Here is a 12,305-nt window from a genome sequence, read left to right on the forward strand (position 1 = left end):
TCAGACGCCCCAGCGAAGGGCCGGAGTGTGCACGGGAGCGTCCCAGAGTGTCGTCATTTCGTCATCGAGGCGCAGGACGGTGATGGAGCAACCCTGCATTTCGAGGGAGGTGATGTAGTTGCCCACAAGGGAGCGCGCCACGGTAACGCCCTGCTCGGCGAGTTTCTGGGCCGCCCGGCGGTACACGATGTAGAGCTCGCTCGCCGGGGTGCCGCCCATGCCGTTGACGAACAGGAGCACCTTGTCCCCGGAATTCAGTCCGAGGTCGCTGACCACAGGATCCAAGAGGCGGTCGGTGATGCCGTCGGCGTTTTCCATGGGAATCCTGTGCCGTCCCGGCTCGCCGTGGATGCCGATCCCGATTTCGATCTCGTTTTCCTCGAGCTCGAAACTGGGCACCCCCGCGTGCGGAACGGTGCAGGCCGACAACGCCACGCCCATGCTGCGGACGTTCTGGTTGACCCGGTCCCCGATCGCGGCCACGGCGTCAAGGTTGTCGCCGCGCTCGGCTGCCGCCCCGGCGATCTTCTCGACCAGGACGGTGCCGCCGACGCCTCTGCGGCCGGCCGTGTACAGCGAATCTTCCACGGCGACGTCGTCGTTGACCAGGACTGTGCGAATCTCGACGCCTTCGGCCTGCGCGAGTTCGGCGGCGGTTTCGAAGTTGAGGACGTCCCCGGTGTAGTTCTTCACGATGTGCACGACGCCGGCGCCGGAGTTCACTGCCAGGGTGGCCGGCAGGATCTGGTCCGGTGTGGGCGAGGTGAAGACGGCGCCGGGAACGGCGGCGTCGAGCATGCCCACCCCGACGTACCCGCCGTGGAGCGGCTCATGTCCGCTGCCGCCGCCGGAAACGAGTCCGACTTTCCCCGCCACCGGCGCGTCCTTGCGCACGATGTATTTCGGGTCCGCGAAGACGGTCACGAGGTCGGCATGTGCAAGCCCGAACCCTTCCACTGACTCGTCGACCACGGCCTTGGGATCATTGATGAGTTTCTTCATGGCGGCGCTCCCTGGATGGTTGTCCTGGCTGTGCTTAGACCCTACTACCGGGGCACGGCCGGCGGTAGGCTCCCGTTTCCCCGGCCCGGGGCTCCACGGCGGAGCCGCAAGTGCACTGATGAGCCGCAAATGCGCGGCGGGCTGCGAATTCCGGTCGGCGGGGTTGATGCGGTTCGCTCTTCGTCCCGCGGAAGCGTCAGGCCTGCTTGTCGGCCCGCGCTGGGAAGTGCGGCCAGGCGTCCACGCCCAGCCAGGAGAACGGCGGCGCGGCGGGCGACGAGCGGTTGGCGGGTTCCGGCGCTGCGCCCTCGAGCAACCGGGCGGGCAACTGATTTGGCGTCTGGACTGGCGACCCCGGCGGCTCTGCCGGCATGTCAGCGGCCCTGGCGGCTGTTCTGTGGAAAGCGGAGAAATCGGGAAAAATCACGTCGTTAAGCAATTTTCTGCCTCCGAAAAGTATTGCGGCCCACCCCCTGGGCCGGGATCAGTTTATCCACCAAATTTATTGATGGGAAGTCCCGGTCCGACGGATGCTGCGGGCGCTACAATTCCTTGATCATCCGCGTGTTGCCCAGCGTGTTCGGTTTGACCCGCGCGAGGTCCAGGAATTCGGCCACACCTTCGTCATGGGAGCGGAGCAGCTCCGAATACACCACGGGGTCGACGGCGGTCTGGTCGGCCATGACTTCAAAGCCGTGCTTCTTGAAGAAATCCACTTCGAACGTCAGGCAGAAGACGCGCGAGACCCCCAGCGCGCGGGCATCTTCCAGCAGCCGCTCCACCAGCACGTGGCCAACTCCCTTGCCGCGCCATGCATCCGAGGCGGCCAGGGTGCGCACCTCGGCGAGGTCTTCCCACATGACGTGGAGCGCTCCGCAGCCGATCACTTCGCCGTTCGCGGATTCGGCGATCCGGAATTCCTGCAGGCTTTCGTAGTAGGCCACGGTTTCTTTGGCCATGAGGATCCGTTGGTCGGCCAGCGGCGCCACGAGCGTCTTGATGGCGCCAACGTCGCTGGTGCGGGCAGGGCGGATGCGGATCGTCGCAGTGGCGGTCTCGGTCACGGTCTCAGTCACAGCACAATCCTACGGGGGACCCTGGCCGCTCCCCCACCCAACTGACTCGCAGGTGGGGCCGTTTTCAACGCTCATAACGGCCCCTGCTGCGAGTCAGTTGGGCAGGAAGGTCAGGCTCAGAGGCCCAGCTCGTCGGGGACGGGAATGTCCTTGTCCAGCAGGTTCCTGGCCAGGAAGTGCTCCACGACGCCGTACCAGACCTTGGCGTGCTGCGGCTGCAGGATCCAATGGTTCTCGTCCGGGAAGTACAGGAACCGGTGATCCGTTTCGCCGTTCTCGTCGGCCGCCAGCTGCGATTTGGCGAGCAGTTCGTACCAGAGCCGCAGCCCTTCGCCGATCGGCACCCGGTAGTCCTTGTCGCCATGGATGACCAGCATGGGGGTCCGGATGTTCTCCACGTGCAGATGCGGGGAGTTCTCCAGGGCCATCTCGGCCGTCATTTCCTTGAGCCAGTACTGCGCGGCGTCCGTGGTGGGGCCAAACTGGTCCAGGGCCCACAGGCTGGCGTGCGTGACAATTGCCTTGAAGCGGTCTGTATGCCCGGCCACCCAGTTGGCCATGTACCCGCCGAAGGAACCGCCCATGGCGGCCGTGCGCGTCTCGTCGATGTCCGGGCGCAGCACCACGGCGTCGGTAATGGCCATCAGGTCCGTGAACGGAGCCTTGCCCCATTCCCCCCAGCCGCGCTGGATGTGGTCCTGGCCGTAGCCGGTGGAGAGGGCCGGGTCCGGGAGCAGCACGGCGTAGCCGCGGGCCACCAGCAGCCACGGATTCCAGCGCCAGGTCCAGGCGTTCCAGGATCCCAGCGGGCCGCCGTGGATCCAGAGCAGCAGCGGGGCCGGGCTCGCCGCGGACGCGCCCTCCGGCAGGGCCAGGTACGCGGGCACCCTGGCGCCGTCGGCAGCGGTCGTCTCCACACGCTCCAGCGTCCCCTTGTACTCGGGGCGCTCCGCCGGCGCGGGCAGGCGGACGACGCCGCCGCCGTCGAGGTCGATCCGCACCGGTTCGGCGGGGAATTCGTACGAGCTGCGCAGGGCGTACGCGCTGCGTCCGTCCGGTGCGGCGACGACGTCGGTGTACGCGGCGGCGTCGTCCGTCAGGCGCAGCACCTGGCCGGCCTCGCCCGGTTCCCCTGCCACAACGATCCGGAACACCGGCGACGCGCCGTCCTCGTCAGCGGTGACCAGCAGGGCCGATCCGTCCGGCAGCCAGGCGGCTGGGCGGGCCCACCGGTCCCAGTCATGGGCCAGCGGCGTGAGCGTGCCCTCGCCCGCTGCCGGACCGGCGACGTCGAGGAGGTGCAGCTTGACCTGCGGGGCCTCAAACGGCGTGGTGTCGCTTTCGCTGACCACCACCAGGCTCCGGTTGTCCGGGCTGACAGGTCCCGGGAAGTAGCTCATGCCTTCCGTGTCCAGCAGGACGGTCCGGGTGCCGGTGGCGACGTCGACGGCGACCAGCACGAAACGCGAATCGGCGTTCGCCAGGGGCTTCGCGAAGCTGCTGTAGATGGTCCGGCCGTCCGGGCTGACCACCGAGACGGCGTCCCGGAGTCCGGCCCCGGCGTCGGGCGTCAGGTTGCGGAGCTGCAGCGGCGGCGCAGCGTCGACCGTCGTCGGCTTTCCGGCCTCCAGCGGCCCTCCGGATTCGACGGCGAACAGCCGCGGCTGCGCCGGACCGAGGTCCGCGTCCCAGTAGCGGACGGGATAGCCGCTGTGCAGGATGGCCGCGACCTTGTTGTCCTTGCGCGTCTTGCGGCGTTCTTCGTCGTTGTCCTCGTCGGTGGAGCCGGCCAGGACCGAGGCCGTGACCACGACGGTGTCGGCATCCCTGGCGGCGTGGACCGCGCCGATTCCGCCGGCGCGGGACAGGGCCACCCGTGCTTCGCCGCCGTCGGACGGGAGTATCCAGAGGGCGCTGACGGGGTCGGCGTCGGGGCTCTCCGGGTCAGGACGCGCGGAGGTGAAGTAGAGGTCGCCGTTGGCGGCAAACACCGCGCCGGCCTCCCCTTTGGCGCTGCGGGTGATCCGGCGGGCCTGTTTGACTCCGGCCGGGTCCACTTCCCACAACGCGGTGCAGAAGTCTGTGCCCTTCGCGCCGAGCGTGGCCACGGTGGTGACCAGCCGGGAGCCGTCGGGGCTCAGCGCCAAACCGCTCACCTTGGGGATTGCGAGGTAATGGTCCAGATCATGGAAAGGGGTCTCGGGTTGTTCGCTCAGGGTCTCTGAGTCCTTGGCAGCCATGCACCGATTCAACACCCTCTGTGGCGTTGATCACAAAAAGTTCACTAAGAGTGAACCAATGCTTTCAGACCGGCGTCGGGCCGGGCCACATGGCGCTGACCTGCGACGTTGCGCCGCCGGCGCGATTTCCCACCTGACCGCTGGAGGTGAGCGCACAACGCAAAGGCCCCGTCCGTTCCTTTCGGAACGGACGGGGCCCTAGGAAATTACTGCCTAGACACTGGGAGCGATCTCCGGGATGCGCGGCTTGGCGTTGCCAGCGAAGGTGAACTTCGCGGTGTCGCCCTCGCCTTCCACATCCACCACCACGATGTCTCCGGCGTGCAGCTCGCCGAAGAGGATCTTCTCGGAGAGCTGGTCCTCGATCTCGCGCTGGATGGTGCGGCGCAGCGGCCGGGCACCCATGGCGGGGTCGTAGCCGCGGGTTGCCAGGAGCACCTTGGCCGCCGACGTGAGCTCGATGCCCATGTCCTTGTCCTTGAGGCGCTTCTCGAGCCGGCCAACGAACATGTCCACGATCTCGATGATCTCGTCCTGGGTCAGTTGCGGGAAGACCACAACATCGTCAACACGGTTCAGGAACTCGGGGCGGAAGTGCTGCTTGAGCTCCTCCGTGACCCGGGCGCGCATCCGGTTGTAGCCGGTCTGCGTGTCCGTGCCGGACTGGAAGCCGGTGGCCACACTCTTGGAGATGTCCCGGGTGCCGAGGTTCGTGGTCATGATGATCACGGTGTTCTTGAAGTCCACCACGCGGCCCTGGGAGTCGGTCAAGCGGCCGTCTTCCAGGATCTGCAGCAGCGAGTTGAAGAGATCGGCGTGCGCCTTCTCCACTTCATCGAACAGGACCACGGAGAACGGACGACGGCGGACCTTCTCGGTCAGCTGGCCGCCTTCCTCGTAGCCCACGTAGCCCGGAGGGGCACCGAAGAGCCGGGAGACGGTGTGCTTCTCCGAGTACTCGGACATGTCCAGGGTGATCAGCGCGTCTTCCTCGCCGAACAGGAATTCCGCGAGGGCCTTGGCCAGCTCGGTCTTGCCGACGCCGGTGGGGCCGGCGAAGATGAACGAGCCGCCCGGACGCTTGGGGTCCTTCAGGCCTGCACGGGTGCGCCGGATCGCCTGGGACAGGGCCTTAATGGCCTCGTCCTGGCCGACCACGCGCTTGTGGAGTTCGTCTTCCATCTTCAGCAGGCGCGAGGACTCTTCCTCGGTCAGCTTGAAGACCGGGATGCCGGTGGAGTTCGCCAGCACCTCGGCGATGAGGTCCTCATCGACTTCGGAGATGTCGTCCATGCCGCCGGTCTTCCACTGGCGTTCCTTCTCGGCGCGCTCGGCAATGAGCTTCTGCTCCTTGTCGCGCAGCGACGCGGCGCCTTCGAAGTCCTGCGCGTCGATCGCGGATTCCTTCTCCAGCTTCATGGCAGCGATCTTCTCGTCCATGATCTTGAGCTCTGGCGGAGCGGTCATGCGGCGGATGCGCAGCCGCGCACCGGCCTCATCGATCAGGTCGATCGCCTTGTCCGGCAGGAACCGGTCCGAGATGTAGCGTTCGGAGAGGGCCGCGGCCGAGGCGAGGGCGCCGTCGGTGATGGTGACGCGGTGGTGTGCCTCGTACCGGTCGCGGAGGCCTTTGAGGATCTCGATCGCGTGCGCAACAGAGGGTTCCTTGACCTGGATCGGCTGGAAGCGGCGCTCCAGCGCGGCATCCTTCTCGATGTGCTTGCGGTATTCGTCCAGCGTGGTGGCACCGATGGTCTGGAGCTCACCGCGAGCCAGCATGGGCTTCAGGATCGAGGCCGCATCGATGGCGCCTTCGGCGGCACCGGCACCCACAAGGGTGTGGATCTCATCGATGAACAGGATGATGTCGCCGCGGGTGCGGATTTCCTTGAGGACCTTCTTCAGGCGCTCTTCGAAGTCACCGCGGTACCGGGAGCCTGCCACGAGGGAGCCGAGGTCCAGCGTGTAGAGCTGCTTGTCCTTGATGGTCTCCGGGACATCCCCACGGACGATCGCCTGGGCCAGGCCTTCGACGACGGCGGTCTTGCCGACGCCGGGCTCGCCGATCAGTACCGGGTTGTTCTTGGTGCGGCGGGAAAGGACCTGCATGACGCGTTCCATTTCCTGCTCGCGGCCAATCACAGGGTCCAGTTTGTTCTCCCGCGCTGCCTGGGTCAGGTTGCGGCCGAACTGGTCCAGGACGACGGAACCGGCGGGGGTCCCTTCGGCCTGGCCGGGGCCGACGCCGGCGCCGGTGGTTTCCTTGCCCTGGTAGCCGGAGAGCAGCTGGATGACCTGCTGGCGGACCCGGTTCAGGTCGGCGCCGAGCTTGACGAGCACCTGGGCGGCCACGCCTTCGCCCTCCCGGATGAGGCCGAGGAGGATGTGCTCGGTACCGATGTAGTTGTGGCCCAGCTGCAGGGCCTCGCGCAGCGAGAGCTCCAGGACCTTCTTGGCACGGGGCGTGAAGGGGATGTGGCCGGACGGCGCCTGCTGGCCCTGGCCGATGATCTCCTGCACCTGCTCGCGGACACCGTCGAGCGAAATGCTCAAGGATTCAAGGGCTTTGGCGGCAACACCTTCACCCTCATGGATCAGACCCAAGAGGATGTGTTCGGTACCAATGTAATTGTGGTTCAGCATGCGTGCCTCTTCTTGGGCAAGCACAACTACGCGACGGGCACGGTCCGTAAATCGCTCAAACATTTCGCCACACTCCTAGCTACGACGTACTTTGATGCTACGTGGCCGGGTTCCAGATTTGGGGCTTGTTCGCCACAGGGGAAACCCGTGGGTTGCGCGCCCCCGCCCGGACCGTGTCCCCGACGGCGGCGTGAACCGCCCGGAAGCCTGCCGGCCGGCGCCGCAGTCCGGGCCAGGCGGGCCCTTGGCTGGGCCCTTCGCGGGGCCCTTCGCGCGTGGGCAGGCGGGCCTCCCGGGTTGCCGGCGGGCCTTCTTGGTTTGCCCGCAGGCCTCCTGGGTTGCCGGCGGGGAGGGCATGGCGCCGTCAAATGCCAATGCCCCCGTCAGATAACGGAGGCATTGGCATTTGACCGTTACGCTCGACTGAGAGACGTGATTCCGGCTCGATGCGGGGCTTTGATAGTGCGCCCCGAAGCGGGTTCCGGGCTAGGAATTGGCCTTTTGGTAGGCTTCCTGAATTTCGGCCTGGATACGTCCGCGGCTGTTTACTGCATAGCCGTTGTCCCGTGCCCACTGACGGATCTGGGCAGAGTCCTGATTCCGTCCGCTGGAAATTTTGGTGCGCGTGGCGCGTCCGCTTGACGTCTTGCGTGCATGCGCCACAAATCGTTCAACCGCAGAGCGCAGTTCTGAAGCATTGCCTGACGACAGATCTATTTCATAGCTCACGCCGTCAAGGCCAAACCGGACAGTTTCGTCCGCGGATCCCCCATCCAGATCATCAACGAGGATGATTTTTACTTTCTGTGCCATAAAGGACTCTCTTTCCAAAGATCGAGCGTTAAGAAAAGCAGGATGTATCTGGAATAAGTATCCTCCGCGTTACAGCAGGGAGTCAAAGCGTAAAACTCTGTTCAAAGGAAAACCACAGGCCGCAATAGGGATCTATTACTTCATTCCCGGCAATTAGCTCCCGACGGCCCCAGAATCCTGTTCCCCTGTTTGAGCTTCCGCCCGCGCTTCCGCTTCAGCATGCGCGCGTGCTTCTGCCTGCCGCTCTGATTTGTCCGCATTGAATATGGATTTCATGGCAAACCAGAAAAGCAGGCCCACCACGATGGGGGGCAGCAATACGGCGATATAGTCCATGCTCAGTGTCCTTCCGGCTTCAACAGGGGGAAGAGGATCGTTTCGCGGATGCCCGCGCCGGTGAAGAGCATGACGAGGCGGTCGATGCCCAGGCCGATCCCGCCCATGGGCGGCGCGCCGTACTCGAGCGCACGGAGGAAGTCTTCGTCCAGCTGCATCGCCTCCACGTCACCCGCGGCCGAGCGGCGGGACTGCTCGGTGAGGCGTTCGCGCTGGATCACCGGGTCGATCAGTTCGGAGAACGCGGTGCCGCGCTCCATGCCGCCGATGATGAGGTCCCAGGCCTCGATCAGGCGGCCGTCCTCGCGGTGCTGGCGGGCCAGCGGCTGGGCAGAGGGCGGGTAGTCGTAGACGAACGTGGGGTTGAGCAGCGTGGGCTCCACCAGTTCGCCGAAGAGTTCGACGACGAGCTTCTCGGCGTCCCAGCCGGCGTCGACCTTGACCTCGTGCTTGGCCGCCAGTTCCAGCAACTCGGCAACCGGGGTATCGGGAGTCACTTCCTGGCCCACGAAGTCGGACAGGCCCGGGTAGACCGCCAGCCAGGCCCAGTCGCCGTCGAGGTTGATCTCCCCGGCTTCGGTCTGCAGCACGCGGCCCACCCCGGCGGCGTCGGCGGCGTCGAGGATGATCTCCTTGATCCGGTCCGCCATGACGAATTGGTCCGCCCACGCCTCGTAGGACTCCAGGGTGGTGAATTCGGGGCTGTGCGTGGAGTCCACGCCTTCGTTGCGGAAGACCCGGCCCATGTCGTAGACCCGGTCGATCCCGCCGACCACCGTGCGCTTGAGGTACAGCTCGGTCGCGATCCGCAGCGTCATTTTCTGGTCGAAAGCATTCATGTGCGTCTCGAAGGGGCGGGCCGTGGCGCCGCCGTGAACCAGCTGCAGCATGGGCGTCTCGACCTCCACGTAGCCCTGGCGGTGCAGGGTTTCGCGGATGGACCGGGTGATCGCGGCGCGGGTGTAGACCATTTCGCGGGCTTCGTCGCGGACAATGAGGTCCACGTAGCGCTGGCGGACACGGGTTTCCTCGTTCAGCCCGGCGTGCAGCACGGGCAGCGGGCGCAGCGCCTTGGACGCCATGGTCCAGGAGTCCGCCATGACGGACAGCTCGCCGCGGCGTGAGGAGATGACCTCGCCCTTGATGAAGACGTGGTCGCCGAGGTCCACGAGGGACTTCCACTCCGCGAGCGCCTCTTCGCCGATATTCGCCAGGCTCAGCATGACCTGAAGCCGCACGGCCTTGCCGTCCACACCGCCCTCCTGGAGGGTGGCGAAGCAGAGCTTGCCGGTGTTTCGGATGAAGACGATGCGGCCGGTCACGCCGACGGTGTCGCCGGTGGTTTCGTCGGCCTGCAGGTGGGCGTATTTCTCACGGATTTCCGTGAGCGAGTGGGTCCGCTCGACACCCACCGGATATGCCTCGACGCCGCGTTCGATCAGCTTGGCGCGCTTCTCCATGCGGATGCGGGTCTGCTCGGGGGCATCGTGCGGCTCGGCGGCGTTGGTCGGGGCGGGGGTGTTTTGGGAAGTCACAATCCCCAAGTTTACCGTCGATTTGCGCTCGGTCAGGTCCCGTTCAGGTCGCGGCCCGGTTCTGCCCGGGCGGCAGCAGGGCGGACGGGCCGCGGGAATAGACTCGGGGCTGTGGAGACGTGGACTGTGCGGACCGACGACGGCGAGGGTCACCTCGAGTTGCACACCATCCGTCCGGCGGAGCAGGGCCCAAAACGGGTCCCAAAACCGCGCGGCGACGGATCCGGCGTCGTCGTCGTGCACGGAACCCTGGTGACCGATACGCTCTACCGGCCCTTTGCCGGCAAACTCGGCCGGCTGCTGGGCCAGCCGGTGCACTGCTACAACCGGCGTGGGCGCGCGGGTTCCTCGCCCCAGCCCGCCGGCTATTCTGCCGCCACCGAGGTGGCTGACCTGGCCACCGTGCTCCGTGAGACCGGTGCCAGCGACGTCGTGGCCCACAGCTACGGCGGGTTTGTGGCCCTGCAGGCGGCCCGGAGCGTGCCGATCCGGCGGATGGTGACCTACGACGCGGCCGTCAGCCTCTCCGGAAACCTCAACCGGCGCTGGCGGCCCGAGCTTGAGCGGTCCGTGGCCGCGGGCAAGCTCGACGACGCCTGGGCCCATTTGGTGCAGGGCCTGGGGACGGCGGGACCGGTGTCCCGGCTGCCCCTGGGCGCGCTGCGCATGCTGAGCATCCTCTCTGCCCGCACCAATCTGGGGGCGGAAATGCGCGAACTGCTGCCCACGGCTGTTGCCGAGATGCGCGCCGTGCTGGACGCCGACGCCGAAATCGCCGATTTTGCCGCCATCACCGCCCCGACGCTCATGCTCAGCGGCGGCTGGAGCCCTGCCTACTTCGCCGGGACGGGCCGCCAGCTTGCCGACGCCGTTCCGGCGCTCAGCTTCGCCGTGGTTCCGGGGCAGCTCCACGAAGGACCCATCCGGCCGGGCAACCGGCTGGCCCTCCGCGTGGCACGGTTCCTCCTCGGCGGGGCGGCCGCCGTGTCCCCGGAACCGGGCACGGCCGCTGACGGCGGCTAAGCGTCCGACCGCTAGAATCGGGGGCGACCCTTTCGAAAGGACCCCCTTGGCCAAGCTCTATTTCCGTTACGGCGCCATGAACTCCGGCAAATCTACGGGGCTGCTGCAGGCGGCGTTCAACTATGAGGAACGCGGACAGCGGGTTCTGCTGGCCAAGCCGGACGTCGACACCAAGGGCGACGCCGACGTCGTGTCCCGCCTGGGCATGACCCGTTCGGTGGACTTCCTGATCCCCGCCGGCGCGTCGGCCCGCGGGCTTTTCACCGCCCAGGCCCATGGGGATGATCCGGACGCCCTGCTCCAGCACGTGGACACCGCGCCGGTGGCCTGCCTGCTGGTCGACGAAGCCCAGTTCCTGGAACCGGAGCAGGTGGACGACCTCTTCCGTATAGCGGTCCTGGACAATGTCCCCGTCCTGGCTTACGGCATCCGCACCGACTTCCGGACCCGCGCCTTCCCCGGTTCCCTCCGGCTCCTGGAGATTGCGCACACCCTCGAAGAGCTCAAGACCATCTGCCGCTGCGGGCGGAAGGCCATCTTCAACACCCGCCGGATCGGGGACCAGGTGGTCTTCGACGGAAACCAGGTCGCGATCGATGGCCAGGATGTCTGGTACGAGTCGCTCTGCGGCGCCTGCTACCTCGAGGTCTCCGGCGGCCGGCTGGGCAGCTAGCGCCCGCTCCCCCGCGTTCCCGCGGGCTTTCGGCCTGCGGCGTATTGCGCCCTGCCGAACTGGTGTTTGAACTGCCGTGTGAACTGGCGCTTACTGCACCGCGGCGTGGGCTCGGCTAGGCTCGGAGCATGACCCGCGAGAACATCAATACCCCCGACGGCGGAACCATCGAGCTTTTCAGCACGGGCGCCGAGCTCGCCTCGGCGGGTTCGGGCATCGTCGTCGTGCCGGCCTCGATGGTGACAGCCGCCGATTACACGCGTTTCGCGCAGAAACTCAGTGCATCGCTGGGCCGGCCGGTGCACACCTTCAACCGGCGCGGCCGCGGCTCGTCCTCCCCGCAGCCGGAGGATTACACCCTGGACGTGGATATCCACGACCTCGACGCGGTCATGAAGAAAACGAACAGCACGGACGTCTTTGGCCACAGCTTCGGCGGGGCGGTGGCCCTGCACGCGGCCCGCACCCTGCCGGTGGAACGGCTCGCGGTGTACGACCCCGCAGTCTCCGTCAACCACAGCGTCACGGCGGACTGGACACCCGAATACGAGCGGGCCACTGCCGCCGGCGACGACGACCGCGCCCTCGCCGTGCTGCTCAGAGGCCTGGAGACCGGCAGCGCCCTGTCCCGGATGCCGCTGTCCATGCTGACGCTGGCGAACAAGCTTTCCGCGGCCACCCCGATGGGCAAGCAGCTGCGGGACCTCATGCAGACCGGTGTCCGGGAGATCAAGGCGATCATCGCCGCCGACATGCCGGCCGAGCCGTTCCTGGAACTGCCGCTGGAGACGCTGATCATCGTGGGCGAGAAGAGCCCGGCCTACTTCGGCGTGGCCTGCGCCCAGATTCACGACGTCCTCTCAGGCTCCAGCTACACCATCCTGCCGGGCATGGGCCACGACGGCGTCAACAAGGCGCCGGACAAGCTCATCTCCGAGCTCAGCGTGTTCTACGCGGGCTGACC

General features: G+C 66.7%; 10 protein-coding genes. 3 read left to right on the forward strand and 7 right to left on the reverse strand.

Annotated elements, in window-relative coordinates; translation table 11 throughout:
- From dhaK to lysS, 7 genes are all read right to left on the reverse strand, one after another.
- Nucleotides 1–1,002: a dihydroxyacetone kinase subunit DhaK gene (gene dhaK, locus AC1DDO_RS07135; RefSeq protein ID WP_441408236.1), complete on the reverse strand. Its 1,002-nt coding sequence runs from the start codon at nucleotides 1,000–1,002 to the stop codon at nucleotides 1–3.
- Nucleotides 1,003–1,544: 542 nt separating this feature from the next.
- A complete protein-coding gene (locus tag AC1DDO_RS07140) occupies nucleotides 1,545–2,078 on the reverse strand; it encodes an amino-acid N-acetyltransferase (protein ID WP_476866893.1) in 534 nt (177 codons plus the stop codon).
- Between the two features lie 116 nt (nucleotides 2,079–2,194).
- Nucleotides 2,195–4,318 (reverse strand): S9 family peptidase, encoded by a 2,124-nt coding sequence (locus AC1DDO_RS07145; protein ID WP_476866892.1) that lies wholly within the window; start codon nucleotides 4,316–4,318, stop codon nucleotides 2,195–2,197.
- 213 nt (nucleotides 4,319–4,531) lie between these two features.
- Entirely contained in the window at nucleotides 4,532–7,024 is a 2,493-nt protein-coding gene (locus tag AC1DDO_RS07150; protein ID WP_441408239.1) for an ATP-dependent Clp protease ATP-binding subunit, read from the reverse strand.
- Nucleotides 7,025–7,447: 423 nt separating this feature from the next.
- Nucleotides 7,448–7,774 (reverse strand): histone-like nucleoid-structuring protein Lsr2, encoded by a 327-nt coding sequence (locus AC1DDO_RS07155; protein WP_390201687.1) that lies wholly within the window; start codon nucleotides 7,772–7,774, stop codon nucleotides 7,448–7,450.
- 153 nt (nucleotides 7,775–7,927) lie between these two features.
- Complete coding sequence (locus AC1DDO_RS07160) at nucleotides 7,928–8,110, reverse strand: hypothetical protein (RefSeq protein ID WP_441408240.1); 183 nt, start codon at nucleotides 8,108–8,110, stop codon at nucleotides 7,928–7,930.
- 2 nt (nucleotides 8,111–8,112) lie between these two features.
- Nucleotides 8,113–9,645, reverse strand: coding sequence for a lysine--tRNA ligase (lysS, locus tag AC1DDO_RS07165; RefSeq protein WP_441408241.1), 1,533 nt, complete (start codon nucleotides 9,643–9,645; stop codon nucleotides 8,113–8,115).
- A 111-nt stretch (nucleotides 9,646–9,756) separates the two neighbouring features.
- On the opposite strand from lysS, the gene AC1DDO_RS07170 reads away from it, so the two are divergent.
- The 3 genes from AC1DDO_RS07170 to AC1DDO_RS07180 all read left to right on the forward strand — a co-directional run bounded on the left by AC1DDO_RS07170 (nucleotide 9,757) and on the right by AC1DDO_RS07180 (nucleotide 12,303).
- A complete protein-coding gene (locus AC1DDO_RS07170) occupies nucleotides 9,757–10,668 on the forward strand; it encodes an alpha/beta fold hydrolase (RefSeq protein WP_476866891.1) in 912 nt (303 codons plus the stop codon).
- A gap of 46 nt (nucleotides 10,669–10,714) precedes the next feature.
- A complete protein-coding gene (locus AC1DDO_RS07175; RefSeq protein WP_476866890.1) occupies nucleotides 10,715–11,341 on the forward strand; it encodes a thymidine kinase in 627 nt (208 codons plus the stop codon).
- Between the two features lie 128 nt (nucleotides 11,342–11,469).
- The gene (locus tag AC1DDO_RS07180; RefSeq protein WP_476866889.1) at nucleotides 11,470–12,303 is read left to right on the forward strand and encodes an alpha/beta fold hydrolase; all 834 of its coding nucleotides are present in this window, start codon (nucleotides 11,470–11,472) and stop codon (nucleotides 12,301–12,303) included.
- The last annotated feature ends 2 nt before the right edge of the window (nucleotides 12,304–12,305 follow it).

It is taken from the genome of Arthrobacter sp. 10N43, from assembly GCF_056394525.1.